The following is a 25,509-nucleotide window of genomic DNA, read 5'->3' as shown; positions in this document are numbered from 1 at the left end:
ACCGCCGTTAGCGGCGGGTTTTTACGTGATGAATGCTTAGCGCGCCTTGCTGATCAGTTTGCGCCAGGCTCTGTTATGCAGAGTAAATAGCAGCATCTTATAGAAAGCGGTAGAGAAGATGCAGCTGCCGCTAAGCCCCAGCATGACGGTACTCACCATCGCAGCGGCCAGACTGACGCCCGGAGCAGCGCTACCGCTCAGCGCGGCCAGCAGATAGGCTGCCGTTAATACCAGACTTATCACCGCCAGCGTAAGATGTAACCGCACGGCGCGCATGCTTCCTTTGCCAATCATAAACATCGTCACGCCGTTGATGCCTGCGAACAGTAGGGCGATCAGCACAATCCACACGAATACACGTTCGGCTGGCTGGCCGAGTGCGGCGAATACGCCATAGCCCAACCACAGCTGAGGAATCGCGAAGCTAACAATTACCCCGAGAGTACTTATTGCCGCCGGAATACCCATGGTGTGTAGACCCACAGGTTTGCCCATTTCTTCAGCCAACTGAGTCTTTAGCTGTTGCAGCTGTGTCGGGGAGGTATTGCTTATGCTGGTAGCCACCTCGTTACAGTGTTGCAGGCGACGGGTTAAAACTTTAAACATTTGAATACTCAGCGTTCAGTTAGGTAAAAATGATTGCAGCACACCAACCACATAGCGTCCTGACTGGACGGTATTTTGCGGATTGCGGATAGTCCCAGTGAGTGAGCTCCCCACAAAGGCCGATGCGTTGTTGACCGCACTCATCAGCTCGCGCTGCAGTGATTTTTGTAACGATTCGCTTGGGAAACGTTTCGGATAAACACCTGCGCGGATCGCGGCCTTTACCCCGGCACTGGAGATACCTGGATTCTGCGCTTTAATGATCTCTTCCGTGATGCGCTTACGCTCGGCACGGCTCAGGCTCTGGAACCAGGCGGTAACTTTACTTGAAGACGCCGCTTTCATCAGCTTGTACGTTTCTAAAGTACCTCTTAGCGCGGTTCCTGCCGCAGCAAGCGAAATAACATCCAGAACTGTCGTGGTAGCAACGTACCAGTCCTGGCTGTCAAGCCATGCAACGTCGGAACCATGGTCGTTATGGATAGCCAGCAGACGGCCCGCGCCAATCATGCATTGCGCTCCCGTAGCCAGCGTACCGGACAGGCTAATCGCCGCAATCACACCAGACCCGCCAGCGGTAAACGGTACTGCCGCACCGGCACCAAACGCCATGACAAGCGTAACAATCATCGCGCCACAGGCAAAACCGGTCGAGGTAATTTCCGTAGCAAGTGACGGAGTAGTTAGCGTCGCAACCACAGCTTTTTCTGCACTGATTTCCTTAGCATCTGGAATTTTACTGATGACTACATGGCTGACGGTGCTCTGATTCACATCAGCAATGCGTCGAGAGGGGCGAACCAGCCAGCGTTGCTTGCCATCATCAAAAATGATGCCGACATTGTAAAAATTACGCGAGCAGTCGAGTTGCGCGGCCAGCTTTTTAAAATCGATATCTGCACCGGCCTGTAGGCCAAGGCTTCGCGAGAGATCATATGAGGGAAGGGTGCTGTCAGGCGACTGCTGACCGGGTAAGTTCATCGAGGAAGCTCCTTCATTCCGTGAGGACTATTAATTAGCAGGATAATTTATTGAAAAAATTTATGATTCGAACACTAAGACTTAGATAATAGCAGCGTTAACTCGGTGATCAAATGATATTGCTTGACTTAAATGTAAACGATACCAGGGTGTATTAAAGCTTAGCGGCAGACTTTCTCAGCACAGTAATATCCCTCTTAGGTGATTGACCGAACATCCTCGTATATTCCCGACTGAAATGGGATAAGCTTTCGTAACCCGGTCCCGCGTCTTGAGTAGAACGCCAGATGGGTAATGTGAGTTTTTCTCACCATGAACTACTTAATATTGGCAACGGGGTATGGTGCCAGATAGCTTGAAAAGCCCCCTTTAAGGAGGCTAAGCGACGATTCATACAGGTACTGTTCTTAGCTTTGAGGTCCACAGAGTCAACATCGCTGAGAAAATAAGTATTCCTGCACTTAACGCAAATGTACTTTGAAAACCAAACTGATCAAACAAAATCCCGCCCACTGTAGACCCCAGTGCGATTGAGAACTGAACTGTTGCTACCATAAGACCGCCCCCTGATTCTGTATCTGACGCAGTGGCACTGGCAACCCAGCTCCACCATCCTACCGGTGCAGCTGTTGATAACACGCCCCAAAGTCCCAACAAAACACAGACGGTAGGAATATTGTTACCCATAGGGATCAGGATTACAGCGACTGTAGCCATGACAAGTGGTATCCCAACCAGTGTCTGATAAAGGCGATTTTTGATCACAAACCCAATCACTGTCGTTCCGGCAAGTCCAGCTACCCCAATCAGTAACAATATTAGCGTTACTTCATCAGAATTAACTTTCGTGACATTCTCCAGAAACGGTCGGATGTAGGTAAACAGAGTAAACTGCCCCATGAAAAAATGACCTTTTTATCCTGCGGGACTTCCTGCGCAAGTGCAGGGATTTGGTCATGCCCAAACAGAATTTTTACCGGCTTGTGATAGATGAAATCTTGCATAACAGTTACCTCAGGATCAGAGCCACAAACGCGTTATCAGAGTAATGACACGCTCACTATTGATGATGTGAAGGTAACATTTGATATAAAATTAATTAATCAGCATTTATTTCACTTACTTGTGAAAAATATTTGATAATTAACCATTGGCTGGTACGCTGGCTTCTCCCCTGGAGGAGGCGAGTGTGGATGAACTGAAAGTTTTTTTAAGCGTGGCCAGACTCAAGAGCTTTACTAAAGCGGCAGCAGAGATCGGTGTGACGCCCTCAGCTGTCAGCCATACAGTAAAATCCCTGGAAGAAAGGCTTGGGATCAGGTTGCTGGCCAGAACCACCCGCAGTATCTCCACCACAGAAGCGGGTGAAAGGCTCATCAACGAAATTGGCCCCTTGATGGAGCAGGTTGATGACGCAATTAGTCGGCTGAGTGAGCTTCGTGAAAAGCCCACTGGCATCATTCGCCTTACGGGTTCAGATGACGTTATCCAGTACCTGATCCGCCCGGTGTTGCCTGACTTCCTGAGCCGCTACCCTGACATTCAGATTGAAATCGGAATTGATTATGGATTTACCGACATCGTTGATCAGCGTTTTGACGCGGGGATCCGCCCCGGAGATGCGCTGAATAATGATATGATTGCCGTTAAAATCAGCCAGGACTGGCGGCAATTGATTGTTGCAGCACCGGATTATTTTCAACGCTATGGGAAGCCTAAAAAACCGCAGGATCTTTTGAACCACAATTGCATCAACGTCCGGTATTCCGACACGAGTGGTTTGTATGCCTGGGAATTCGAGAAGGAAGACCAGAAGTTCAGCCTGAAGGTGAAGGGGCAATATATTGCGAACAGCACGGTACATCAGCTTGATGCAGCTCTTGATGGCCTGGCGTAGCCTGCCTTCCAGAATATGTTGCGGATGAATATATCAGAAACGGCAGGTTGATTGTGGTACTGACCGAGTGGTGCCCCTGGTTTGAGGGCTACCACATCTTTTATCCTCACCGCCGACAGGATTCTCCCGCCTTTATGGCTTTCCTGCAAGTTTTGCGCAACCGGTACAATAACAGGATAAGGTAAAATACATTACGATAATACTAAAGCTTACCAGCTGACTTTCTCAGCACGGTTATATCCTTCTTGGGTGATTCCCCGAACATCCGCGTATATTCCCGGCTGAAATGCGACAGGCTTTCGTAACCGACAGCATAGGCTGCTGTGGTGACATCGTAATGTTCATTCAGCATCAGTCGCCTGGCTTCATTGAGGCGCAGCCATTTCTGATACCGTAGCGGGCTCATTCCCGCAAGCTGCCTGAAGTGTTGGTGGAAAGAGGGCGTGCTCATTTGCACCCGACTTGCCAGTTCTTCTACGCGTAAAGGTGATGCAATATTGGTCTTTAACCAGTCAATAGCTTTACCGATACGGTAGCCATGGCCGTCTACTGCTGCAATCTGTCTGAGATGATCGGACTGATCGCTCATCAAAAGCCGGTAATGTATCTCTCTTTGAATCAGCGGCCCGAGAACAGGAATAGCTTCAGGCTCGTCAAGCAAAGAAAGCAGACGGCAGAAAGGCTCCAGCAAAACATCAGTAATAATTCCTATACCGACACCCGTTCCCGCGTCTCGTTTTTTAACCGGCGGCAGGCTTCCCTGTGCAATTAATTCCATCAGTACGCGCTGGTCAAGTTTATAGGCTACGCCCACGCAGGGACGGGATGTCGAAGCCTGTAATACTTCCGAGCTGGCTGGCAGGTCAAGAGATGTGATCAGGAATTTTTCCGCATTGTATTCGTAAGGTTCACCACCAACCCACATGATCTTCGCGCCATCGGCCACCAGAACGATACTGGGAGGGACCAGGCAGCTCACCGGAGGAGCGGGTTCGTTTCGGCGGAACAATTCGAGTCCTTCTACGGCTGTAGGGAAATCACCGGTGCAGGGTGTGCGCTGAGCTATATCGACCGAAAGTTCACCCAGTAGTTTTTCAACCGACTTCTCAGAAATCATTCTGTAATGCCTCACATTTGTTACGCCTTTTGACGTTAACAACTTAGCAGCTATGAAAATTGAAATATACGCTTTGAGATCAGGTTCAGAGGATCAGGCAAATAATGCAGAGTATTTTAATAACACCCTTCATTAAAGACACTCAAAATAACAACACTGAAATGAGGCAGTGTCCTGTAAGTCAGGGTTCACCGCGAGCAAATTTAAACCGTTCAGGTTAAAGCCATTTTTAACTGTCAGGCAGGTTATCCGGAGGAGACATACGTGAAAGAGTTTACTTTCTACAACCCAACCCGAATCGAATTCGGTTCCGGAAAAGAGGATACTATCGGTGCACACATTGCCAGTGCTGGCGCACGAAAAGTCCTGCTGTGCTACGGAAGCGAACGTATTAAACGAGAAGGCCTGTTCGATACGATCAGCCAGAATCTTGCCGATAACGGCATCGAGTATATAGAACTTGGCGGTATCGTAAGTAACCCGGTGATATCCAAAGTCCGTGAAGGGGTGGAACTGGCCAAACAACATAACGTGGACGCTATCCTTAGCGTTGGCGGCGGCTCCGTACTTGACAGTGCTAAGGCTATTGCGGCCGGCGCACATTATAATGGTAACGTCTGGGATTTATTCGCTGGTAAAGGCGAGCTTTCCTCTGCTTTACCTTTGTTTGCCATTCTGACCCTGGCCGCAACGGGAAGCGAAATGAACCCGTATGCCGTTGTCACCAATGAAGAAACACATGAAAAATTATCGATCGGTAACGACTTTACACGACCGGTGGTATCCGTCCTGAGTCCGGCACTGATGGCGGGCGTCTCCCGCGATTACCTGGTCTATTCTGCCGCTGATATCATTTCACACCTTATCGAAGTGTACTTCACCGCAACCGTTCAGCCTGCAATTCAGTCGCGACTGGTTGAAGCACTGCTAAATACGGTAATTGAAACCACACAAACGCTCATCGCCAATCCGGAGGATGAGGCTGCGCGTGGGGAATTTGCCTGGGCGGCAACCCTGGCTCAAAACGGTTTGATCCTGTCAGGCTGCGCCGGATTCAGTTATCCGAATCATGCAATCGAGCACTCTTTATCCGCACTTTTCAACGTTCCACACGGGGCAGGGTTGTCCGTTGTTATGCCCGCCTGGATGAAATGGTACAAAAACCGAAATACACCGCAGTTTGAGCGTTTCGCAAAATATGTGTTCGGACTCAGTTCGGCAGACGACGGCATCGCAGCGCTTGAGAAGTGGTTCGAAGAAATTGGTACGCCAACACGTCTTGAACAGCTGAACATCAGGGAAGCAGATCTGCCCGCTATCGTTGAGAACGTCCAGATCAATGTCAAAGCGTTTGGTATCGCCAATGATTACCCACCGGAAGTTGTAACTGAAATACTCATGCATGCTGTCTGAAACATATCCCTCAATATCCAATGAAAGGTTTTAATATCATGACGCTAAAATCTTCAACGCGCTTTTTTAATGGCGCACTCCTTGCCGGAGCGATGGCTCTGATTTCAACAGAAGCTGCGGTCGCCCAGCCTGCACCAGGCACAGCAGATTCTTCAGTCCGTCTGGTTCAGACGTGGGATAAAACTTTCACAAGGAGCGAAAAAGTGGATCATCAAAAAGTTACTTTTAAGAACCGTTACGGCATTACGCTGGCCGCTGATGTGTATCTTCCTAAAGATCGCGGGAACAAGAAGCTTGCTGCGCTTGTGATTTCCGGGCCATTTGGCGCTGTAAAAGAGCAGGCTTCAGGTCTTTATGCTCAGACCCTGGCAGAGCGCGGATTCGTGACGCTGGCATTTGATCCGTCTTATACCGGTGAAAGCAGTGGTGAACCCCGCAATATTGCTTCACCTGATATCAATACCGAAGACTTCATGGCCGCAGTCGATTTCATTGGACTGCAACCTTATGTGGATCGTGAACGTATCGGTGTCATCGGTATCTGCGGCATGGGTGGGATTGCCCTGAACGCTGTTGCCGTGGATAAACGCGTAAAAGCGGTCGTTGCCAGCACCATGTATGATATGAGCCGCGTGATGTCGAAAGGCTACAACGACAGCGTAACGCCGGAGCAACGCGAGCAGGCGCTGGAGAAGATGAGCCTCCAGCGCTGGGAAGATGCGGCAAACGGTAAAGCTGCATACCAGCCAGCCTATAATAAACTGAAGGGCGGTGAAGCACAGTTCCTCGTGGACTATGCGGACTATTACATGACCAAACGCGGCTATCATCCACGAGCCGTCAACTCTGGTAACTCATGGTCCGTGACAACGCCGATGGCCTTCATGAATTTCCCGCTCATGACCTATATTAAGGAAATTTCTCCGCGCCCGATCCTGTTCATCCATGGTGAAAAAGCGCATTCGCTTTACTTCTCCAAAACGGCTTATGAAGCGGCAAATCAACCAAAAGAGCTTCTGATTGTTAAAGATGCAACACATGTCGATTTATATGATCGTATGGATAAGATCCCGTTCGATAACATCACTGCATTTTTCAACAAAAATCTTAATAAGTAAGCCATAGCACCGTCCGGTGTTTTCAGATGCAGTGTCTGTGCGACAAACGACAGACACTGCTCTCTTAGCATGGGGTGTTGTGTATTCCCCCTAAAGAGCGTGCCGAATGGATACTAAACAAACGTTTTCACTTAGCTATGATGGCCTGACCGGCGAATGCGTGAAGATGATAAAAGAACTTCAGACAAACGCAGACAGTCTTGATGGTATTGGATTTGCGCTCGAACAGGCAAAAATACAGGCAGTGCTGGTACTCTGGAGTCGACTGGCAACCGCAGGAAAGGCATGCCAGCTCAGTTTCATTATGGACCGCCAATATATTATTCAGTTGATAGTCGGTAATACCGTCGCTGAGATGCATTAATCCTAATTTTAATAACAGCCACTCTGCTGTTACTCGTGAAGCAGGCTCTAATTTCTCATGCAACATTAATTTATCGAGTTAATGCTGCAATAGAAAAAAAATAGCCGCATATGAAAGAGGAGAGGTTTATGTTCTGGAACTATGAAGTATTAACAAGAATAGATGAGGCCGATGACCTAAAAATCGCTCCGTATCATCCCGATATGAATACGACCGGTACGCCGACATGGATTTGGGAAGTGAAGGTGGGTAACCGACTTTTCGTCCGAGCCTATAGTGGTACCCGTTCAACATGGTATCAGGCTGCATTGTCCCAGCAGGCGGGTAAGATACTGGCTATTGGACAGGAGTTCGACGTCCTGTTTGCAAAACCATCAGACCCTGAGCTTGAAAGTAAAATAGATCAGGCTTACCAGAAAAAGTACTCCGGCAGCAGCTATGTTTCCGCAATGACAGGGACACGCGCCAGAGCGGCCACGATTGAGATTTTACCTTCGTGATTTCCTGTCGCAGTGATACTGCGTGTTCTGTGAGGCAAAAGTTAGTGGGAGTGTCTTGTGAACTTATTTACCACAGCAGGTGATTTAACATAATACACATTATGCGCACCGGTATGAAATCAGGGGAAATCTGGTGTTTTGTGGTCATCGTTAGCCTGGATGCCGATGGACTATTAAAGCGTCTTAGCTGACCATCTTATGTGCATCCAGCTTTTGCTCAACGTCTCAACCAAAGGCCGTGTTGAATACGCTCATCTGCCGCATCAGAACTTTGAACTGAACTTACGCATTTCACATCCCTTAAAACGCAGATAGCACGTCAGCTTGACGGTACTGTTCTTCCCAGCCTTATTATTTACCGTTTTGTCCTGTTGATATAAGCCTGCAAACCCTCCGCAAGATAATCAAACACCGTTTTACAGGCCTGGCTATGGCGTAAATCCTCATGCATCACCAGCCAGGTGTCGAGATGAAATGCAAAGAAATCAGGCATGACCCTCTGTAACGGCGGAGAAAAATCGGCCAGTTGTACCTGGCACATACCGATACCCGCTCCTGCACGAATGAGGTTTAATTGTGCAATATCACTGTCACTCCGCACGGTAAACAATTCACGGTTTAGCTGTGGATATTGTTTAAGTGCCTGTAAAATAAAGGGAGTCGTATTATCGAAACCCACGAGCGTATGGGTGAATAACTCATCAATACTTTCCGGAGCACCACATCGTGACAGATAGGCTGGCGCGGCATGCAGACCTATTTCAACCCTGCCCATCCGGCGTGCAATCAGTTGCTCCTGCACCGGCGTGGCCATGCGTACGGCAATATCCGCTTCCCGGTTCAGTAAATCCTGAACGCGATTAGACAGAACCAGTTCAATAACTATCTGCGGATATTCTTTCTTTATTTGTGCAATCACTGGAGGCAGAACCTCCGTGCCGATGATTTCACTGGCGGCGACGCGCACAATGCCTCGTAATCCGGTTGCGCCGGAACTGAAACTGGCTGCCGACCGCTCAATCATCATGGCCGTATTTTCCATCGACTGCGCATGGCCCTTCAGCTCAACGGCTGCATCCGTGGCCTGTAATCCTGTCTGTGAACGGGTAAATAAAACAAGGCCCAGGGCTGACTCCAGCGCCGCAATATGGCGCCCGGCGGTTGGCTGAGTAATGGCAAGCCTGCGTGCGGCCCCTGACAGAGACCCTTCCCTCATCACGGCCAGAAAGGTGCGATACCATTCCCACGGGATATTTAGCTTCATACAAAAATGAATACCTGCTGGCTTATATTATGCAATTACATTTAGCCCGTGCGGTCATTATGATGTCAAGCAGATATCCAATAAGGGTCAAACGATGAAAAACACAAATAAGGTACTGATACTGGGCGCAACGGGTGGGATCGGTGGCGAAATAGTCCGCAAATTGATCCGTGATGAATGGGATGTGCGTGCATTGCGCCGCAGCGCTCCGAAAACTGACGATCGCAACAAAAGCATTCCGTGGATAAGTGGTGATGCGCAGAATGCAGAACAGGTTGAGGCAGCGGCGTCCGAATGCAGCGTTATTATCCATGGCGTAAACCCGCCGGGTTATCGAAACTGGGAACAGCTGGTTTTGCCCATGCTTCATAACACCATAAATGCAGCGGAGCGAAACGGTGCGTTAATCGTTCTGCCGGGCACGATTTATAACTACGGTCCGGATGCTTTTCCCCTCTTACGCGAGGATTCTCCTCAGAATCCGTTTACCCGAAAAGGCGCTATACGGGTGCAAATGGAGCAGGAACTCGCAGACTATGCGCAGCGTGGCGGAAAGGTGCTGATTTTACGTGCAGGTGACTTTTTTGGTCCCCATGCCGGCAATAACTGGTTTTCGCAGGGATTGGTCAAACCGGGGCAACCGCCGAAGATAATTCAAAACCCCGGGAAAACCGGCGCAGGCCACCAGTGGGCTTATCTGCCGGATGTCGCCGAAACGCTCGTTGCACTGCTGTCGCGTCGGGAGGAACTCGAACCGTTTGCCAGTTTCCATATGCGCGGGCATTGGGATCCTGACGGGACAGCGATGACTGCCGCCATAAAGCACGTCGCGGAGCGTGCCGGTATTCAGGCGAAGGTGAAATCGTTTCCCTGGTGGCTTATCTCGGCGATAAGCCCCTTTAATACCACACTGCATGAAATGCAGGAGATGCGTTATCTCTGGGAGCAGACAATAGAAATGGATAATTCAAAACTGGTTTCCTTTTTGGGCCATGAGCCCCAGACCCCACTTATTGAAGCTGTACATTCCACATTAGCGGGCCTGGGCTGCATTTAACATAACCTGTGCGTTTAGAAAGGGTTGAACGATGTCTGATATACTTTAGCTTTTGAAAAACGTAGCCCTAAGCAAATGGAAATTGAATTAAATAAAAGTGTTAAAGAGAGAATTTTCCACGCAATCATTTTTGAAGTGATGGCCAACATTATTATCGCGCTGTCTCTTGCCTGGCTGATGAACGTGTCGATACTCCAGTCGGGCTCGTTGTCCGTGATATCCGCCCTTACCGCAACGGTCTGGAATTTTATTTTTAATAAACTCTTCGACTCGCTGCAGAAAAAATACCGCTTTCAACGGACGTTTCTCATTCGAGCGATCCATGCTGTAGGTTTTGAAACGGGACTCATCATCACCCTAATTCCTGTCGCGATGGTTATGCTGAATCTTACAGTGACTGAGGCATTTTTTGTTGAGATCGGTCTTGTACTGTTTTTCCTGCCGTACACGTTACTGTTTAACTGGATTTACGACTACCTGCGCTGGACATTTGTTGGGCGGAAACGGTCTGCTATGTAGAGAGATATCTGTCACATTGACACGCCTTTGATCGTATTCGACTCCTCTCACCTTCTATACTCTTCATTTCTCTATCTCTTTTGAGGAGTCGATAATGTTCGATCATGTGAAATTCGGCGTCAGCGATTATGAAAAAAGTAAAACTTTCTTCCTCGAGGCGCTTCGCCCGCTTGGGGTAAAAATCATCGATGAAGGCGCGCCGGAGTATGGTGTTGAAATGAGCTCCGGGGACGTTTCACTTTGCCTTTTCCATACAAATGACAAACCCGCGCCCCTGCATCTGGCGTTTGTGGCTAATACGCGTCAGCAGGTTGATGATTTTTTCCATGCCGCGCTTCGCGCTGGCGGACGTGATAACGGCGGGCCGGGATTGCGTTCGTACGGTGAAAATTATTATGCCGCTTTTGTCATCTCACCTGATGGTCATAACATCGAGGCCGTGTGCCATACGCCGGAGAGCGAGTAGCTCAACGAGTCTTCCAGTAACCGTCAAACGATTTACTCATGCAGTTTTTTGCACGATATTGCACGAAATACTGTATTCCTGGCCAGTGATGTCGTAAAGTCTCGTCTGTAAATGTGCATTTTCATGCAATAACACTGACAGAGGTATTTATGACACAACAGTTGATTTTAATTGCCGGTCCCTATCGCAGCGGTACCGATGGCGTTCAAGCACGAATTGATGAGAATCTGGCGCGTCTCGAAAGCGCAGCATTAGCCGTTTACCAGCGTGGCCACATTCCGGTCATTGGTGAATGGCTTGCTTTGCCGCTGGCAAAAGCCGCAGGCTCAATGACGGTGGGTGATGAAATCAGCGAAGCGATGCTGTACCCCGTTGCTCACCGGCTCATCGCAAAATGCGATGCGATTTATCGTATTGCCGGTGCGTCTAAAGGTGCCGATATGGATATTGAAGTAGCCCGAAAATATGGTCTCAGCGTTTATACCGCGCTTGAGAACATTCCAGAAGCTTAATCCGGAACGCCAGCCAGCCCGTGGTCAAAGGCTGGCTGTCAGAGGGGGTCAGGATCTGAGGTCAGCACGACGGATACGCCCTTTTCCGATACCGCGCGGATCCAGTCCTTATCTGTACCGTCTTCAACAACGATGGTATTTACCGAAGACACATCGCCAATCACAAACGAAGACGCGGTGTTGATCTTTTCCGGAGAAGCCAGAACGACCGTCTCCGCGGCTCTGCCGGAAAATGCACGTTTGATGCATGCCTCTTCGAAATCACCGGTTGTCAGCCCCGCGTCAGGATGAATGCCGGTCACGCCCATAAAGAACAGGTCCGCATGTATATTCGCAATGCCTTCGATGGCCGCAGCGCCGACCGCAACAATTGAATGTTTATACAAGCGTCCGCCGATCAAAATCACCTCAACAGAAGGATGATCAACGAGCCCCAGAGCAATACTCGGGCTGTGCGTCACCACGGTGATGCGCAAGTCAGGAGGGAAAAACGTAATCAGCTCGGAGGTTGTCGTGCCACCGTCGACAATCACCACCTGGCCTGATGAAATTAGCAGTGCCCCTTTCCGGGCCACCCTTTTTTTGGCATCCATCTTAACGGATTGCCGTTCGGCAAAAGGAGCAATAGCGGAAGATGACGGCAGCGCGCCGCCGTGAACACGCTGCAAACGCCCTTCTGCCGCCAGCTCGCGCAGATCGCGCCGGATGGTATCTTCTGAGACGTCAAAGAGAATGCTGAGCGCTTTTGACTGTACCTGACCTTCGGCACCAAGCTTTTCAAGGATCAATTGTTTTCGCTGACTGGTGAGCATCGTGAATTCCTGATGTTGCATGTTTCATCCTGAACATGCATGATAATGCTGTTTATGATCATTACTCTACGTAAGGAGGGACATTCGTGCAATCAAAACGTGCAGATGTGCGCATCATCGACAGTGAAACCCTGTCAGACAACTGGTACATCCTCAAAAAATACACCTTTGACCTGCAGCGGCGTGATGGTGAATGGCAGCGGCAGCATCGGGAAGTCTATGACCGTGGCAACGGCGCGACGATTCTACTCTATAACCGTGAGAAAAAGACGGTGATCCTGACGCGCCAGTTCCGCTTCCCTGTCTTTATCAACGGCCATGAAGACGATTTAATTGAGGCAGCAGCAGGATTGCTGGACAACATGGATCCCGAAAGCCGCATTAAAGCAGAAGCGGAAGAAGAGACCGGATTTCACGTTTCGCGCGTGCAGAAAATCTTTGAAGCCTATATGAGCCCAGGCTCCGTCACGGAGAAACTCTACTTTTATCTTGCCGAGTACCAACCACATGACAGAACCAGCGCAGGCGGCGGGATCAAGGCTGAAGGAGAAGATATCGACGTGCTGGAAATGACGCTTGAAGAGGCTTTACGCAGCATTGAAACGGGCAAGATTGTCGACGGTAAAACCATCATGCTGCTGTATCATGTTGCCCTTAAAGGTATTCTGTAACCTACTGGTTTAAATCCTGATTTATAGACGTATGTAAACGGTATGCTTGTACGTTACGCGTAAGAAAAGGGAAAACCTCCTAAATTTTGCAGCTACTATATTTAGTGAACGATTTCGCAATTCGATAAAATCATCAACAATTCCCTGAGTCATCTGCATTTACCATTCAAAAATGCCAAACGTTCACAAGGCTGCCCGCTGAGGTAGCCTGTCTTATCTGTTGTCTGGATTAAAATGCGACTCGCTACGGATAACGAAGCATATTATACTTGCTCCTCCATTCGAACAGGAGGCAGCAACTCACGTGAAGGATACATATTACAACGACATAACGATCAATACGCTAATTCAGAGTGAGCTTGACGCGTTTTTTGAGGATTTCAAAGGGATCGTCTTCGCCTACGCTATTATGAACAAGAAAGATCCTTCACAGATGAGGATAATCAATAATAGCCCTGAGTGGTTTAATATCTACCTTGAAAGAAAATACCAGTTCATTGACCCTGTCATTATTAGGGCTTTGCGCTGTGTTGAAGATTTTTTCTGGGAAAGTGATGTCGTACTGTCGGATGGTTATAACCTGACACGCATTTTCGACGAAAGTGTCCAGTATGATATTTACCAGGGACAGACGTTTCCTCTGCATGACTATCTGAATAATCTTGTTGTCTTATCCGTCATCAGTCCTAAGCATTCTGGCATTGACATAGAGAAGTATCGGCCGCAATTTCTACGCTTCCTTGTTCAGTTACATCAGAAGACACTCAATCTGTATAGTCAGCATCAGCAGAAAAAGAATGTTTTCTTGTCGCCACGTGAGCGCCAAATCCTTAAATGGGTCAGTGCCGGGAAAACGTACGCAGAAATTGCTGTTATTTTGTCTATTGCTGAGCGCACCGTTAAATTCCATATGGGCAATATAATGAAAAAACTCGGTGTGAATAATGCCAGACACGCAATAAAACTTGGAACGGAACTCCGGTTACTGGAGGAGTAAGCCTCAGCCACTGGTTATAAATGGTGTAGATGCTCGAGCATTTCACGAAGCCAGTGACTGGATTTATCTTTGCTAATAATGTCTTCAATAATGCCTATACTGGCAGGCATGTAAATATAGTAAATAACCTCCCCTTTTTCAGAAACACCGCGCTGAATAACTTCAACTTTCCAGTTAGCATGGCGAAATATGGCATACATCCCACGGCTGGCTACTGCGTACATCCCATGATATTTATTCTTAATGCAATAAATAATCATTGCAAGAAACAATGCTTTACTGGCGGGCACGCCCTGCAGGCTTGCGGAGTCTCGTATTTCTTTATCTAAAAATAAACGACTCACTTCACAGCAGGGAACATCTTCTGGAAAAACAATGGGATTATCGAAATAGTTGTGAAAGATCTCGCTTATCATTGTCGGCTGCGTTGCGTTAATAAATCGCGCGCCACATAGCAGCTGCCCATCATACATACCCAGTAAGTATGTCGTGTTATGGGAATCAAATTGATCCTTTTCCATACCTTCGACGCATTCCACCTTCCAGTCGAGTCGCTCCCGAAAAGTTTTTCTTCTGAGTCTGTAGAGTTCGCGCGCTAATGCTGGTGGTAAATCATCGTAGTCGTGTAAAAAAAATTCAATGACAGAATTCATTCTCTTGTTCCTGATAATAACACCTGAAACTAGTTTCACCTGTCTCTTAGGACAGCTTTCATTGTGCCGCATATTCCCTATACTTAAAAAGTACCTGACCACGAAGTTCTCGCAAAACTAAGCGGTCAGGAGGTCAAAGACCTATGAAACACCAGGGATATACCCATCGATTATTATCTAATATTTAAAGTTTCGGGTACAGAACATAAGAAGCACTTTGCCGATAAAATATTAAAAAACAATAATCATAAAATTATTACAATAAAAACATTGCCCCTTAATCCTTTAAGGGGTAATATTTCCTTTTTCTTATTTTTTTTCCTCTCTTTTGTTTCACAGAAACTGCGGAATTCATCTGCCCTGAACCTCTCCCGTACCGCTTTGAAGGCGCCTGCCTGTGCTATTCTTGCAGAAGCATGCCAAACGGAGAATTGATGATGACCGACTGGAACCCTTCTCTTTACCTGCAATTTGGCGCAGAAAGAACGCGTCCAGCTGCAGAACTGCTCGCCAGAATTCCTCTGGATGAGATCGCTACCATCGCTGATCTAGGCTGTGGACCAGGAAACAGCACGGCGCTGTTGAAGCATCGCTGGCCATCTGCACATATCACCGGGGTCGATAACTCCCCTGCCATGCTTGAGGAAGCACGCGCAGCCTTACCTGACTGCCACTTTATTGAGGCCGATATCCGTCAGTACAAGCCTGGCCAGCCGCTGGGCCTGATTTATGCCAACGCGTCGCTGCAATGGGTTCCGGACCATTACGATCTCCTGCCACATCTTGTCTCCCTGCTTAAGCTAAATGGCGTACTGGCGATCCAGATGCCTGACAACTGGCTGGAACCGACCCATGTGGCGATGCGTGAAGTGGCGCTTGAGCAAGACTACCCAGACCGTGGCCGCGAGCCTCTGCCAGGCGTACATGCTTATTACGATATTCTGTCGGAGGCTGGCTGTGACGTGGATATCTGGCGGACGACCTATTATCACAAAATGAGCTCTCATCAGGCCATTATTGACTGGGTAAGCGCCACCGGCCTGCGGCCCTGGCTCCAGGAACTGAATGAAAGCGAGCAGAAACGTTTCCTGAAACGCTACCATGAACTGCTGGAAGAGCAGTATCCGCTTCAGGAAAACGGGCAGATACTGCTGGCTTTCCCCCGGTTGTTTATCGTGGCTCAACGCCAGCCCTGAACGGGCTATGACCGAGCTTCTTTGAGCAACTGCTGGATAACCTTTTCCTGTTGCTCATAGTCCCCCTCGCCAAAGGCGGTATAGCGCAGCTGCCCTTTGGCATCAAAAAAGTAATGCGCTGGCCAGTACTGGTTGCCGAAAGCATTCCAGATTTTATAGTTGTTATCCGTGACCACCCGATACGGCAGTTGCCATTTATTCACCGCATTTTTAACCGACGAAAGCGGTTTTTCCCAGGGGTATTCCGGGGTGTGAACTCCGATCACCACCAGACCCTGCGGTTGGTACTTAATGGCCCACTCCCGCACATGGGGGAGCGTATGCTGGCAATTAATGCAGTCCCACGTCCAGAAATCAATAAGTACAACCTTCCCGCGTAACGATTCAGACGTGACAGGGTCACCGTTCACCCACCCTGTTCCACCGCTGAGCGAAGGCAGCTGACTGCTGGGCTCTGTAATCACTATCGGCTCAAGCTTCACCGGCGTGGCTGTGGGTTTCGTCAGATTTAACAGCGCGGTTTCAAGACGGTCCGAGACGCCGTTTGCCCCTTTAAGCAGCGAAGTCATCCCCGTCGCGTTAAATGCGACGGTCGCTAACATCACAACGCCTGCACCCTGTCGCAGCTTTTCCATTAGCGCCGATTTTGCCCTTAAAGGTGCCATCAGCGTGCGGCCTCCAATGACGAGTAATCCCAGCATCATTGCGCATCCGCTGCCATAGGCGGCCAGCAGAGCGCCGGTGGTAATAGCGGAATGCCCCGCAATGTTAATGCCGAAAATCGCACCCAGAATGGGACCGGCGCAGGGAGACCAGAGCAGTCCTACAGCAAGCCCGGCCAGAAAAGCCGATGCCATTCCGCGCGTTTGCCCGCTTCGGGTGTTGAGAACATTACCCGCGCTGACGGCCGGTCCCGCAATACGCTGGGCGAAAGACGGAAAAATTAAGGCTAGCGCGGCAGTGGCCAGAATGACGAGCGCGACCCAGCGCCCAACGATGGTTGCCTCTGCGATCCACTCGCTGGCGACGGTGACGGCCATCGCCACCAGGGTAAACATCACGATCATCCCAGCAAGCAGGGCCAGAATATGCCGACGCTGGCCCTGGAAACCGGCGAACAAAAGTGGAATAACCGGGAGCGTACATGGGCTGAGCAGGCTTATCATCCCACCCAGAAAAGCGATAACCAGAAACATAGAAACCTCACAATACAAGTCCTGCGACGCTGCAGTGAGGCTATTTAAGCGTGCGGATGTGTTCAGGATATGTGTAAATGCGAGGGTTTTGTCTGGCTCTGTATCGCCCAGGCAGAGAGATACAAAGCCGTACAATTTTACTCACGGCGCAGTAGCGTAATGGAGACGTCCAGCCCGCCCCCGTTACGGTTCGCCAGCCTGAGCTTTCCTTCCAGCTGAGCGGTGAGCTGCGCGGCGATCGCCAGTCCGAGTCCTGTCCCGCCAGTCTCGCGGTTGCGCGAGGTTTCAACCCGATAAAACGGCTGTAATACCGCATCAAGCTCGGCTTCGGGGATCCCCGGACCGTCGTCCACAATGTGAATAATGACCTCGCTGTCTGATGAATCGTCAATTGAAATCGCAGCATGCTCGCCGAATTTGAGGGCGTTATCCAGCAGATTGGTCATCACCCGGCGAAGCGCCTGCGGCCGCGTGACGATGGGCAAGCGGGCTTCGCCTGCCTGAAAGTGCACGTTTTTACCAATGTCCTGGTAATCGCAGGCGATGCTGTTGATCCAGGCGTTCAGCTCCAGCTTAAGCGACGTCTCCTCCAGTGATTCCGATGACCGGGCATACGCAATGCCCTCCCGCACCAGACGAGACATGTTATCAAGGTCGTTCAGGAGTTTGTCGCGAAGTTCAGGCTCTCCGGCCATTTCGACGCGGAGCTTCATGCGGGTAATGGGCGTCTGGAGATCGTGAGAAATCGAGGCCAGGATCTGCGCGCGTTCCCGGAGATAAGACTGAATGCGCGCCTGCATGGCGTTGAAGGCATGCGCTGCCCGCTGCACCTCAAGCGGCCCTTTTTCCGTCATTGGCGTGCTGGCCGCCGGATCCAGCGCATCCACCGCGCGGGTAAAGTGTGAAAAAGGCCGCACGACCTGCCGCACGGCTATCCAGGAGCAGACAGCCAGAACCAGCAGCTGCAGGATGAGAACGACCGGTAGCCAGCTGGCGACGGGCGGCATGCGCGGGATCAGGTCGATGGTCAGCGGTGCGCCATCGCGTAACGTAAGATGGGCCTGAATATGCGAAATGGCGCCGGGAACCGCGGTAAAGCTAAGCGGGTAATGCGCGGCAAGCGTCGCTTTTAAGGTTCGGATAGCATCTTGCGAACGCTTATCCGTCGGCGCTGCGCCAGGTTCCCCTGTGCCCAGAATATAACGATAGTTACCCCGTTCAAGCCGCGGCAGCCAGGCGGCACGTTCGCTCGCCGGTAAGCGGTCTAATATGGCGACGCTGGTTGCGACATCGTTTTCCAGATTACCAAGCATCACCGTGCGGGCGCTGTGCATGCGTTCAACCATGACCAGCGTCAGGCTCAGGGCGTTAGCCAGCAGCAGACCGGCCAGCACGACGAGCAGCAAACGGGCCAGCAGCGAGCGTGGCCAGAGCCTCATTCGTTAACCTCTTTGATGGTCACTGGCATCGTAAAAACGTAGCCTTCGCTGCGCACGGTTTTGATATAAGCGGGCATGCGGGCATCTTCGTTGAGACGCTGGCGAACCCGGCTAACCAGCAGGTCGATTGAGCGTTCAAACAGCTCGGCGTCTCGCCCCTGCGTCAGGTTGAGCAGCTGGTCACGGGTCAGCACGCGCTGCGGATGGTCAAGGAAAACGCGCAGCAGCCGATACTCCGCGCCGCTGAGCGCCACAATTACCCCTTCCGGATCGATTAAGTGGCGAGCGACGGTATCGAGCTGCCATTCACCAAACATCACTAGCCGCCCTGCTTCCGTCACCTGTAGATTGGGCGGCATCGTGCGAAAACGCCGTAAAATCGCTTTGATACGCGCCAGCAGCTCGCGGGCGACAAATGGTTTCACCACGTAGTCATCCGCGCCCATCTCCAGACCCAGGATCCTGTCCGTCTCCTCGTTGCGCGCCGTCAGCATCAGGATGGGGAGATCTTTATGTTTCCCGACGCGCAGCTCTCGACACAGCGTAAGGCCGTCATCGCCGGGCATCATGACATCCAGCACAACCAGGTCGATATGCTGTTTATCCAGCACGATGCGCATCTCTTTGCCGTTGGCCGCGCCCGTCGCGCGAAAACCAGACTTAGCGAGGTAATCGACAATCAGTTCACGAATATCCCTGTCGTCATCGACGACAAGGATATGATCAATATGCTCCACCGAAATCTCCAGACCGAAGGGTAACGTACTGAAAATAGCACATTTCAGAGTTTGTCAGCGTCAACAACGGCCTTAACGAAATCCTGCGGGTCTTCCTGAGGCGGGTTGTGCCCTACGGTTGCGCCGAAGGTGCGGTGCTCGTACTTACCGGTAAATTTACCCGCATAGGCCTGCGGTGCAGGATGCGGCGCGCCGTTGTTCCCACCTTCGATGGTGATCGTTGGAACGGTGATATTCGGCAGCGTGGCCAGTTTTTGCTCGTAGCTGTCGTATTTGCGCTCGCCTTTTTCCAGCCCTAAGCGCCAGCGATAGTTGCTGAGCGTCACGGCGACGTGGTCCGGATTGTCGAGGGATTTGGCGCTGGCGTTAAAGACAGCATCGCTAAATTTCCAGTCAGGCGATGCCTGAGACCAGATTAAACGGGCGAAGTCATGCGTGTTTTTCGCATAGCCTTCAGCACCGCGCGCGGTGGCGAAGTAGAACTGATACCACCACTGCTGCTCCGCTTTTGGCGGCAACGGCTGTTTGCCAATCTGCTGGCTGCTGATGAGATACCCGCTCACTGAAACAAGTGACTTAACGCGCTCGGGCCACAGCGCCGCAACGATATCTGCCGTTCGGGCACCCCAGTCATATCCTGCAAATACCGCCTGCTTAATATTCAGGGCGTCCATCAGGTTCACAATATCTTTCGCCATGGCTGAAGGCTGGCCGTTGCGCGGCGTTTGGGCTGACAGGAAGCGCGTGGTGCCATAGCCGCGCAGAGAAGGCACAATAACCCGATAGCCTTTTGCCGCCAGTGCGGGCGCAACCTCGGCGTAGCTGTGAATATCATAGGGCCAGCCGTGCAGTAAAATAACCGGCTGACCGTCTTTCGGGCCGAGGTCGACATAACCGACGTTCAGATCGCCGGCGTTAATTTGCTGCGGATGATCAAAGGCGGCCGCGATATTCGTGCCGGTGACTTCAGCCTGACAGGACATCACGGTGCCAAGAGAAATGGTCAGTGCAAGGGTCGAGTACGCGAGTTTGCTAAACATGTTGGTATCTCCGGTTGATTACAATTCACGGGGATATAACAACACTGCAGTGTATAGCGGATATGTGCGAAAGCGGGTTTATTGCAAGCCTGTGTATGTATCCGGGACCTTGATACAGTGTGATACAAACACAGGCGTTGTCGCCTTAAAGGGAGAGGCGATAGCGGACGTAATCGTCAGCCTCACCGTATTTGTCATAGAGTTTACGCGCCGGGTTGTTCTCCCGGGTGACCCAGTACAGTTTTGACCACCCTTCGAGCTTGCCTTCCTCAATCAGGGCGTCAATGAGCGCTTTACCTGCTCCCGCCCCGCGTTCATCGGCATCAACAAACAGATCTTCCAGGTAGCAGATGGGCGCGGTAGACCAGGTTCCTTCATGCAGAATACACATCGCGAAACCGATGACCTTTTGGTCCTTCTCTACCACCCGGCAGAACATCGGTGAATGCGCTGAGAGCGCCCTTTCCCACGTCGCTGCGGTGACGGATTCCTCGAGGTAGCAATCATAAAAATGGGTATAGCCATCCCACAGCGGTCGCCATTGGGAATAATCGTTTTCGCTTAGAGGTCTTACCGTGACGGCCATGTGTTCCTCACATTACAAGTCGATCGCCATTTCGAAACAGCGTAAATCAGACCCCGCCATACGCGAGTGATGATAGTTTTCGCGCAGCGTGACAAACCCCAATTTCTGATAAAACAACTGGGCGTTAGGCGTTGCATCCAGCCTCAGACGGGTTATCCCCCGGCTACGGGCTTCATTTTTGAGCGCCTCGATAATCCGGGTCGCCATCCCTTTACCGAATGCCGCGGGCAAGGTGAATATCGCCTCCAGACAGTGGGTATCCAGATCCAGATAGCCGGTCGCCGCAACGTCGCCCTTTTCATCTTCCACCACGTAAAAAGGGTATTCAATGACCATCTGCCGATAGCGTTCGGGCATGAGATCCGGCGTCCAGCGCGCAATGACGTCGGCATCGTAACTGGTTTTACAGCCGTGACGAATCGCCTGGTTGCGAATGTTCCAGAGTGTTTCGGCTTCCTGCGGGTTGGCTCGTCTCAATGCCATAGTGACCTCTGCAAATGATAGTAGGATGGAAAGGTGAGCTAGCTGAGATAGAGTGCTTTTAAGATGAAAATACCAGAACGCAAACAAAAGCATAACGCCTAAATAGGGAGATCCGCGCATGACGATACCGACGCTCACGACAGAACGCTTACTGCTGAAACCGCTGGTAGCGGAAGATGCCGTCCAGATACAAACGCTTTATCCGCGCTGGGAGATCGTCCGTTATATGGTCTCCTCCGTGCCCTGGCCCTACCCGGATAACGGCGCGGAAAACTATGTCAACAACGTGGCGCTGCCGGATATGGCAAAAGGGATTGCCTGGTTCTGGAGCATCCGGCGACGCGATATGCCGGATGAATTGATGGGCATTATTTGCCTGTACGACGTCGAGGACAACAACCGCGGGTTCTGGCTCGCGCCGGAATTTCAGGGGCACGGATATATGCGCGAAGCCAGTATTGCCGCGACGGATTACTGGTTCAATACGCTAAACAAACCCGTATTGCGCGCACCGAAAGCCGCCGCCAACAGCCGCTCCCGGCGTATTTCAGACAGTAGCGGCATGCGGCTTATCAGGACGGAAAAGAAAGCCTACGTCAGCGGGATGCTGGACTCCGAGCTGTGGGAAATCACCCGCGAAGAGTGGAACGCCCGTCAGGTCAGCTGATAATGTTTATCCGGCATCAGCCTTTCCGGGATGTTCTCTTCATCGTTCATCTGCAGCAGATCGCGTTCCATCATATTGCAGATGGCGTCCAGCGGCAGGTCATTATCTTCGGTGCCAAATGGATCTTCCAGCTCTTCCGCCAGGGTGTCCAGCGAGATAAAGGTGTAGGAGATCAGCGCCGAAACGAAGGGCGTCATGTAGTGCAGGTCCACAACCAGCGCGAACGGCAGCATGATGCAGAATAGATACACAGTGCGGTGCAAAATCAGCGTATAGGCAAACGGCACCGGCGTGGTTGCAATGCGCTCGCAGCCGGAAAGGACGATAGACATGTCGTTCAGACGATTGTTCAGGCTATGGAACAGAATGTCTGAGAGTTGCCCGTTTCGCCGCCGCACGGCCAGCCACTCCCCCATGATCAGTAAAATACGGTTCGCCGGTGAGTTGGCGCTCATCACGTGACGTAAATCATCCGCAGCAAGATAGCGAGAGAGTTGCTCGGCGTTCAGCTCCCGGCGCAGGGTCATGCGCAGGCAGTTGGCAAAAGCAATCTGCAGGCGGACAAATTCGCCCAGGTGCTTATCGTCAGGCAAGGTGTTTTTTACCTCGCGAAACAGCGAGCGTGCCGCTATCATCAGCTGCCCCCAGAGCAGCCTCGCCTCGACGTAGCGTGAATAACAGGCGTTGTTTCTGAAACCCAGAAAGATAGCGATCGCCACGCCGAGAATGCTAAATGGCGCCACTGTAAATTTGATCCCCAGCGAGGTATACCACGGCAGCATAAGGATAACGGCGATAGAAAGCAGGAAGTTGAGCAGCAATCGGGTATAGATCTTGGGAAGTACCGAACCGTGCCAGACAAAAATCAGTTGTAGCCAGTGCTGTTTAGGACGAACGATCATAGTGAGTTTCAGGAAAGAAAAGAGCGAGGCTATTAAACGTGATCCCCGTCACCGTTGCAAGCATGTTAACGGAACATTGCATTTTCTCCCCTGAGTAGCGAAAACCGCACGGTGCTGCATGTGATTTTTTAAAAACAAAGCACATAGTATGTTGTAACTAAATGGTACCTATTCAAACCCGGCCGAAGCCGGGTGAACGCATTAGCAAAGCGGTTTAACCGCGGCGCGCATGCCCTTAAGCAGAATGGCATCCAGATCCAGCGTCACCTGGTCGACAAGACCGTTCACCTGCGTCAGATCCTGTTCCCAGTGCTCACTCACGCTGAGCACCGACTGCACCAGTTCACGGGTGCTCAGCTGCCGATCGCGGTGCTGCGCCCACAGCTGCTGATAACGTTCCAGCCAGCATGCATCATCCTGCACCGGATAGCTCTCCCCATTACGCTCCGCGCGATAAAACGCGATCAATGCGGCCAGAGCAAACGTCAGGCGTGCTGGTAATTGCCCCGTCGCCTTCTGCCCTGCCAGCAGCTGCGGCAGGATGCGGGTGCGGTATTTGGTCATGCCGTTAAGCGCGATGGAGAGTAGCTGGTGTCGGATGTAGGGGTTTCGAAAACGCCCAGTTACCGCACTGGCGAAAGATTCCAGTTCTTCACGCGGCAAATCGAGGACCGGAATGATTTCCTGATAAATCGCTTTTTCGACGAACGCGCAGACCTCGGCATCATTCATCGCCTCGCCTACCGTATCCAGCCCGGCCTGGAAGGCGACCGGCACCAGCGCCGTGTGCGCGCCGTTCAGAATGGCCACCTTGCGTTCTTTGTAAGGCCCGATGTCATCGACAATTAGCACGTTTAACGGGTACTTATCCAGACGAAGTTCGTGCGCAAGGGATGCGGGCCCCTGGATAACGAACAGATAGAAATGTTCAGCCGTGTCCAGGAACCCATCGTGATAACCAAGCTCAGCTTCAAGCGCAGCCGCTTCATCGCGCGGGTAACCGGTCACGATACGGTCTACCAGCGTCGAGCAGAAGCAGTTGGCGTCGTTTAGCCACCGGAAAAAGGCCGCAGGCAGCGCCCATTCCTGCGCATAGCGCAGAACGAGTTCACGTAAGGCGTCTCCGTTGTAGTCAATCAGTTCGCACGGAATGATAATCCAGCCTTTATCCGGCGCACCGTTAAAGTGGCTGAAGCGCTCAAACAGCAGTCGCGTCAGCTTCGCCGGATAGCTCACTGCAGGGGCATCGTCGAATTTGTCACCTGCGTGGTAGCTTATACCCGCTTCGGTGGTATTCGAGAAAACAAACCGCATATCCGGATTGCGAGCCAGTTTCAGAAACGCGTCATAGTCATCGTAGACGCTGATTTCACGGTTAACGGAGCGGATAAGACGGCTCTCGCTCACCGCTTCCCCCTGCCCGTTCAGGCCACGAACGATAGTGGTATAGAGACCATCCTGAGTGCTCAGCGACGGTGGAAAATCGCTCTGAATAGGACGGACGATAACCACGCCGGCATTAAGATCGGTATGTTCATTTAGCAGGTCGATTTGCCAGTCGACAAACGCACGCAGGAAGTTGCCTTCACCAAACTGAATGATGCGTTCTGGGTATTGAGCACCGGGAAAATCACGACGGTTGAGCGTGTTCACAAGGGGTTCCTTTTATGATTAGTCATACAGCCTGATAAGATTGGTACGATAACTTATCAAAACTTAACGACCAGAAACCCTGTTTTGATCAATACGTCGCGTAGTTGTGCAGAATATTTACAGGAACTTATAAAACACGGACGTGGCCGTCATGGCACCGTCCGGCATCAGCGCGTAGCGCGGGATCTCACCAACCTTTTGCCAGCCGGCACGCTGGTAGAAGGTCTCGGCCCCGCTACCGGTGGAGGTATCAAGCACCAGAACCGAAATATCTCTGGCCCGGGCCTCAGCTTCCAGCGCTTCCATCAATGCCATCGCGGCCCCTTTCCGGCGCGCTTTCTCATGAACCAGCAGCTTTGCCACATCGGCCCGATGCGGCTGGTTTTCCGGCTGGTCTGTGATCAGCTGCACCGTTCCGATGACGCCGTCCTGCGCATCGACGCAGACAAGCACCAGCCGCTCGCCTCGCGCTACGCTTTCGGCAATACCGCGCCAGAAAATACGGGCCTTATCCAGGCTATAAGGGAGCATAAAGCTGACGGATGCCCCGCCGTTTACGCAGTTTTCGAGGATCCCGGCCAGCGCATCAATATGGGTAAGAATTTCGTCTCGGGTGAGGTTTTTGATTTGCAGTGAGGTATTCATTGTTTTTCCTTACGTTGA

The 25,509-nt window shown here is 51.2% G+C and carries 27 protein-coding genes and 4 pseudogenes; 13 read left to right on the top strand and 18 right to left on the bottom strand.

Going from position 1 to position 25,509, the window contains the following annotated elements; all coding sequences use genetic code 11:
- Positions 1-36: 36 nt before the first annotated feature.
- From KGP22_RS10895 to KGP22_RS10880, 4 genes and pseudogenes are all read right to left on the bottom strand, one after another.
- On the bottom strand, positions 37-606 hold the full coding sequence (locus KGP22_RS10895) for a hypothetical protein (protein WP_111963558.1): 570 nt from the start codon (positions 604-606) through the stop codon (positions 37-39).
- A gap of 15 nt (positions 607-621) precedes the next feature.
- On the bottom strand, positions 622-1,587 hold the full coding sequence (locus KGP22_RS10890; RefSeq protein ID WP_111963557.1) for a hypothetical protein: 966 nt from the start codon (positions 1,585-1,587) through the stop codon (positions 622-624).
- Positions 1,588-1,741: 154 nt separating this feature from the next.
- Positions 1,742-1,846, bottom strand: a pseudogene (locus tag KGP22_RS10885) (AraC family transcriptional regulator); the annotation flags it as partial.
- Between the two features lie 131 nt (positions 1,847-1,977).
- Positions 1,978-2,487: an MFS transporter gene (locus tag KGP22_RS10880; protein ID WP_223582292.1), complete on the bottom strand. Its 510-nt coding sequence runs from the start codon at positions 2,485-2,487 to the stop codon at positions 1,978-1,980.
- Between the two features lie 289 nt (positions 2,488-2,776).
- Between KGP22_RS10880 and KGP22_RS10875 the strand changes: the two are divergent.
- Positions 2,777-3,664: pseudogene (locus KGP22_RS10875) on the top strand (LysR family transcriptional regulator).
- A 22-nt stretch (positions 3,665-3,686) separates the two neighbouring features.
- On the opposite strand, the gene KGP22_RS10870 reads toward KGP22_RS10875, so the two are convergent.
- Positions 3,687-4,601 (bottom strand): AraC family transcriptional regulator, encoded by a 915-nt coding sequence (locus KGP22_RS10870; RefSeq protein ID WP_223582290.1) that lies wholly within the window; start codon positions 4,599-4,601, stop codon positions 3,687-3,689.
- 264 nt (positions 4,602-4,865) lie between these two features.
- On the opposite strand from KGP22_RS10870, the pseudogene KGP22_RS10865 reads away from it, so the two are divergent.
- A pseudogene (locus KGP22_RS10865) lies at positions 4,866-5,873 on the top strand (iron-containing alcohol dehydrogenase); the annotation flags it as partial.
- On the opposite strand, the pseudogene KGP22_RS10860 reads toward KGP22_RS10865, so the two are convergent.
- A pseudogene (locus KGP22_RS10860) lies at positions 5,823-6,005 on the bottom strand (hypothetical protein); the annotation flags it as partial. The pseudogenes KGP22_RS10865 and KGP22_RS10860 sit on opposite strands and share 51 nt — an antisense overlap.
- A 29-nt stretch (positions 6,006-6,034) precedes the next feature.
- Between KGP22_RS10860 and KGP22_RS10855 the strand changes: the two are divergent.
- The 3 genes from KGP22_RS10855 to KGP22_RS10845 all read left to right on the top strand — a co-directional run bounded on the left by KGP22_RS10855 (position 6,035) and on the right by KGP22_RS10845 (position 7,996).
- A complete protein-coding gene (locus tag KGP22_RS10855; protein ID WP_223582288.1) occupies positions 6,035-7,132 on the top strand; it encodes an alpha/beta hydrolase in 1,098 nt (365 codons plus the stop codon).
- 106 nt (positions 7,133-7,238) lie between these two features.
- Entirely contained in the window at positions 7,239-7,496 is a 258-nt protein-coding gene (locus KGP22_RS10850) for a hypothetical protein (RefSeq protein WP_149366915.1), read from the top strand.
- A 128-nt stretch (positions 7,497-7,624) separates the two neighbouring features.
- Positions 7,625-7,996 (top strand): DUF2255 family protein, encoded by a 372-nt coding sequence (locus tag KGP22_RS10845; protein WP_223582286.1) that lies wholly within the window; start codon positions 7,625-7,627, stop codon positions 7,994-7,996.
- 355 nt (positions 7,997-8,351) lie between these two features.
- Here the strand turns inward: KGP22_RS10845 and KGP22_RS10840 are convergent, their stop codons facing one another.
- Entirely contained in the window at positions 8,352-9,260 is a 909-nt protein-coding gene (locus tag KGP22_RS10840; protein ID WP_149366912.1) for a LysR family transcriptional regulator, read from the bottom strand.
- 94 nt (positions 9,261-9,354) lie between these two features.
- Between KGP22_RS10840 and KGP22_RS10835 the strand changes: the two genes are divergently transcribed.
- The 4 genes from KGP22_RS10835 to KGP22_RS10820 all read left to right on the top strand — a co-directional run bounded on the left by KGP22_RS10835 (position 9,355) and on the right by KGP22_RS10820 (position 11,814).
- Complete coding sequence (locus tag KGP22_RS10835) at positions 9,355-10,317, top strand: NAD-dependent epimerase/dehydratase family protein (protein WP_223582284.1); 963 nt, start codon at positions 9,355-9,357, stop codon at positions 10,315-10,317.
- A 75-nt stretch (positions 10,318-10,392) separates the two neighbouring features.
- A complete protein-coding gene (locus KGP22_RS10830) occupies positions 10,393-10,836 on the top strand; it encodes a PACE efflux transporter (protein WP_223582282.1) in 444 nt (147 codons plus the stop codon).
- A 94-nt stretch (positions 10,837-10,930) separates the two neighbouring features.
- Entirely contained in the window at positions 10,931-11,302 is a 372-nt protein-coding gene (locus tag KGP22_RS10825) for a VOC family protein (protein ID WP_127730896.1), read from the top strand.
- Between the two features lie 149 nt (positions 11,303-11,451).
- Positions 11,452-11,814, top strand: a complete 363-nt coding sequence (locus tag KGP22_RS10820) for a DUF4406 domain-containing protein (protein WP_223582280.1) — start codon at positions 11,452-11,454, stop codon at positions 11,812-11,814.
- 38 nt (positions 11,815-11,852) lie between these two features.
- Here KGP22_RS10820 and KGP22_RS10815 read toward each other — a convergent pair whose 3' ends face one another.
- Entirely contained in the window at positions 11,853-12,626 is a 774-nt protein-coding gene (locus tag KGP22_RS10815) for a DeoR/GlpR family DNA-binding transcription regulator (protein ID WP_223582426.1), read from the bottom strand.
- An 86-nt stretch (positions 12,627-12,712) separates the two neighbouring features.
- Between KGP22_RS10815 and KGP22_RS10810 the strand changes: the two genes are divergently transcribed.
- Entirely contained in the window at positions 12,713-13,297 is a 585-nt protein-coding gene (locus KGP22_RS10810; RefSeq protein ID WP_127730894.1) for a GDP-mannose pyrophosphatase, read from the top strand.
- Between the two features lie 304 nt (positions 13,298-13,601).
- Positions 13,602-14,294 carry a LuxR family transcriptional regulator gene (locus tag KGP22_RS10805; RefSeq protein WP_127730892.1) on the top strand — a complete coding sequence of 231 codons (693 nt, stop codon included), beginning with the start codon at positions 13,602-13,604 and terminating at the stop codon, positions 14,292-14,294.
- Positions 14,295-14,308: 14 nt separating this feature from the next.
- On the opposite strand, the gene KGP22_RS10800 is transcribed toward KGP22_RS10805, so the two are convergent.
- Positions 14,309-14,947: an acyl-homoserine-lactone synthase gene (locus KGP22_RS10800; protein ID WP_223582278.1), complete on the bottom strand. Its 639-nt coding sequence runs from the start codon at positions 14,945-14,947 to the stop codon at positions 14,309-14,311.
- Positions 14,948-15,384: 437 nt separating this feature from the next.
- Between KGP22_RS10800 and tam the strand changes: the two genes are divergently transcribed.
- The gene (tam, locus tag KGP22_RS10795; RefSeq protein ID WP_133295429.1) at positions 15,385-16,143 is read left to right on the top strand and encodes a trans-aconitate 2-methyltransferase; all 759 of its coding nucleotides are present in this window, start codon (positions 15,385-15,387) and stop codon (positions 16,141-16,143) included.
- 5 nt (positions 16,144-16,148) lie between these two features.
- Here tam and KGP22_RS10790 read toward each other — a convergent pair whose 3' ends face one another.
- From KGP22_RS10790 to KGP22_RS10765, 6 genes are all read right to left on the bottom strand, one after another.
- The gene (locus KGP22_RS10790; protein ID WP_223582276.1) at positions 16,149-17,339 is read right to left on the bottom strand and encodes a cytochrome c biogenesis protein/redoxin; all 1,191 of its coding nucleotides are present in this window, start codon (positions 17,337-17,339) and stop codon (positions 16,149-16,151) included.
- A 137-nt stretch (positions 17,340-17,476) separates the two neighbouring features.
- Positions 17,477-18,778 (bottom strand): ATP-binding protein, encoded by a 1,302-nt coding sequence (locus KGP22_RS10785; protein ID WP_149366907.1) that lies wholly within the window; start codon positions 18,776-18,778, stop codon positions 17,477-17,479.
- A complete protein-coding gene (locus tag KGP22_RS10780; protein WP_223582274.1) occupies positions 18,775-19,515 on the bottom strand; it encodes a response regulator in 741 nt (246 codons plus the stop codon). The genes KGP22_RS10785 and KGP22_RS10780 overlap by 4 nt, the downstream gene beginning before the upstream one ends.
- A 44-nt stretch (positions 19,516-19,559) precedes the next feature.
- Positions 19,560-20,555, bottom strand: a complete 996-nt coding sequence (locus tag KGP22_RS10775) for an alpha/beta hydrolase (RefSeq protein ID WP_223582272.1) — start codon at positions 20,553-20,555, stop codon at positions 19,560-19,562.
- A 145-nt stretch (positions 20,556-20,700) separates the two neighbouring features.
- The gene (locus tag KGP22_RS10770; RefSeq protein ID WP_223582270.1) at positions 20,701-21,141 is read right to left on the bottom strand and encodes a GNAT family N-acetyltransferase; all 441 of its coding nucleotides are present in this window, start codon (positions 21,139-21,141) and stop codon (positions 20,701-20,703) included.
- Positions 21,142-21,153: 12 nt separating this feature from the next.
- Entirely contained in the window at positions 21,154-21,624 is a 471-nt protein-coding gene (locus tag KGP22_RS10765) for a GNAT family N-acetyltransferase (protein WP_223582269.1), read from the bottom strand.
- A 118-nt stretch (positions 21,625-21,742) separates the two neighbouring features.
- On the opposite strand from KGP22_RS10765, the gene KGP22_RS10760 reads away from it, so the two are divergent.
- Complete coding sequence (locus KGP22_RS10760; RefSeq protein WP_223582267.1) at positions 21,743-22,291, top strand: GNAT family N-acetyltransferase; 549 nt, start codon at positions 21,743-21,745, stop codon at positions 22,289-22,291.
- Here KGP22_RS10760 and KGP22_RS10755 read toward each other — a convergent pair.
- The 3 genes from KGP22_RS10755 to KGP22_RS10745 all read right to left on the bottom strand — a co-directional run bounded on the left by KGP22_RS10755 (position 22,279) and on the right by KGP22_RS10745 (position 25,491).
- The gene (locus KGP22_RS10755; protein ID WP_111964594.1) at positions 22,279-23,193 is read right to left on the bottom strand and encodes a bestrophin family protein; all 915 of its coding nucleotides are present in this window, start codon (positions 23,191-23,193) and stop codon (positions 22,279-22,281) included. The two genes, KGP22_RS10760 and KGP22_RS10755, sit on opposite strands and share 13 nt — an antisense overlap.
- A gap of 201 nt (positions 23,194-23,394) precedes the next feature.
- Positions 23,395-24,846: a tagaturonate reductase gene (locus tag KGP22_RS10750; RefSeq protein ID WP_223582265.1), complete on the bottom strand. Its 1,452-nt coding sequence runs from the start codon at positions 24,844-24,846 to the stop codon at positions 23,395-23,397.
- Positions 24,847-24,963: 117 nt separating this feature from the next.
- Positions 24,964-25,491 (bottom strand): GNAT family N-acetyltransferase, encoded by a 528-nt coding sequence (locus KGP22_RS10745; RefSeq protein ID WP_111964596.1) that lies wholly within the window; start codon positions 25,489-25,491, stop codon positions 24,964-24,966.
- Between the last annotated feature and the right edge of the window lie 18 nt (positions 25,492-25,509).

Source organism: Enterobacter sp. JBIWA005, assembly GCF_019968805.1.
Lineage (GTDB): Bacteria > Pseudomonadota > Gammaproteobacteria > Enterobacterales > Enterobacteriaceae > Enterobacter > Enterobacter vonholyi.
The sequence above is the reverse complement of the archived record's forward strand: the minus strand, read 5'-3'. Positions and strand labels throughout refer to the sequence as shown.

What these genes read in the sequence shown, in the direction of transcription:
- KGP22_RS10765 (WP_223582269.1), bottom strand. Translation starts at nt 21,624, where the DNA reads ATGGCATTGAGACGAGCCAACCCGCAGGAAGCCGAAACACTCTGGAAC.
- KGP22_RS10775 (WP_223582272.1), bottom strand. Translation starts at nt 20,555, where the DNA reads ATGTTTAGCAAACTCGCGTACTCGACCCTTGCACTGACCATTTCTCTT.
- KGP22_RS10745 (WP_111964596.1), bottom strand. Translation starts at nt 25,491, where the DNA reads ATGAATACCTCACTGCAAATCAAAAACCTCACCCGAGACGAAATTCTT.
- KGP22_RS10890 (WP_111963557.1), bottom strand. Translation starts at nt 1,587, where the DNA reads ATGAACTTACCCGGTCAGCAGTCGCCTGACAGCACCCTTCCCTCATAT.
- KGP22_RS10840 (WP_149366912.1), bottom strand. Translation starts at nt 9,260, where the DNA reads ATGAAGCTAAATATCCCGTGGGAATGGTATCGCACCTTTCTGGCCGTG.
- KGP22_RS10820 (WP_223582280.1), top strand. Translation starts at nt 11,452, where the DNA reads ATGACACAACAGTTGATTTTAATTGCCGGTCCCTATCGCAGCGGTACC.
- KGP22_RS10855 (WP_223582288.1), top strand. Translation starts at nt 6,035, where the DNA reads ATGAAAGGTTTTAATATCATGACGCTAAAATCTTCAACGCGCTTTTTT.
- KGP22_RS10845 (WP_223582286.1), top strand. Translation starts at nt 7,625, where the DNA reads ATGTTCTGGAACTATGAAGTATTAACAAGAATAGATGAGGCCGATGAC.
- KGP22_RS10895 (WP_111963558.1), bottom strand. Translation starts at nt 606, where the DNA reads ATGTTTAAAGTTTTAACCCGTCGCCTGCAACACTGTAACGAGGTGGCT.
- KGP22_RS10850 (WP_149366915.1), top strand. Translation starts at nt 7,239, where the DNA reads ATGGATACTAAACAAACGTTTTCACTTAGCTATGATGGCCTGACCGGC.
- KGP22_RS10760 (WP_223582267.1), top strand. Translation starts at nt 21,743, where the DNA reads ATGACGATACCGACGCTCACGACAGAACGCTTACTGCTGAAACCGCTG.
- KGP22_RS10785 (WP_149366907.1), bottom strand. Translation starts at nt 18,778, where the DNA reads ATGAGGCTCTGGCCACGCTCGCTGCTGGCCCGTTTGCTGCTCGTCGTG.
- KGP22_RS10800 (WP_223582278.1), bottom strand. Translation starts at nt 14,947, where the DNA reads ATGAATTCTGTCATTGAATTTTTTTTACACGACTACGATGATTTACCA.
- KGP22_RS10830 (WP_223582282.1), top strand. Translation starts at nt 10,393, where the DNA reads ATGGAAATTGAATTAAATAAAAGTGTTAAAGAGAGAATTTTCCACGCA.
- KGP22_RS10880 (WP_223582292.1), bottom strand. Translation starts at nt 2,487, where the DNA reads ATGGGGCAGTTTACTCTGTTTACCTACATCCGACCGTTTCTGGAGAAT.
- KGP22_RS10815 (WP_223582426.1), bottom strand. Translation starts at nt 12,626, where the DNA reads ATGCTCACCAGTCAGCGAAAACAATTGATCCTTGAAAAGCTTGGTGCC.
- KGP22_RS10770 (WP_223582270.1), bottom strand. Translation starts at nt 21,141, where the DNA reads ATGGCCGTCACGGTAAGACCTCTAAGCGAAAACGATTATTCCCAATGG.
- KGP22_RS10870 (WP_223582290.1), bottom strand. Translation starts at nt 4,601, where the DNA reads ATGATTTCTGAGAAGTCGGTTGAAAAACTACTGGGTGAACTTTCGGTC.
- tam (WP_133295429.1), top strand. Translation starts at nt 15,385, where the DNA reads ATGACCGACTGGAACCCTTCTCTTTACCTGCAATTTGGCGCAGAAAGA.
- KGP22_RS10825 (WP_127730896.1), top strand. Translation starts at nt 10,931, where the DNA reads ATGTTCGATCATGTGAAATTCGGCGTCAGCGATTATGAAAAAAGTAAA.
- KGP22_RS10835 (WP_223582284.1), top strand. Translation starts at nt 9,355, where the DNA reads ATGAAAAACACAAATAAGGTACTGATACTGGGCGCAACGGGTGGGATC.
- KGP22_RS10790 (WP_223582276.1), bottom strand. Translation starts at nt 17,339, where the DNA reads ATGTTTCTGGTTATCGCTTTTCTGGGTGGGATGATAAGCCTGCTCAGC.
- KGP22_RS10755 (WP_111964594.1), bottom strand. Translation starts at nt 23,193, where the DNA reads ATGATCGTTCGTCCTAAACAGCACTGGCTACAACTGATTTTTGTCTGG.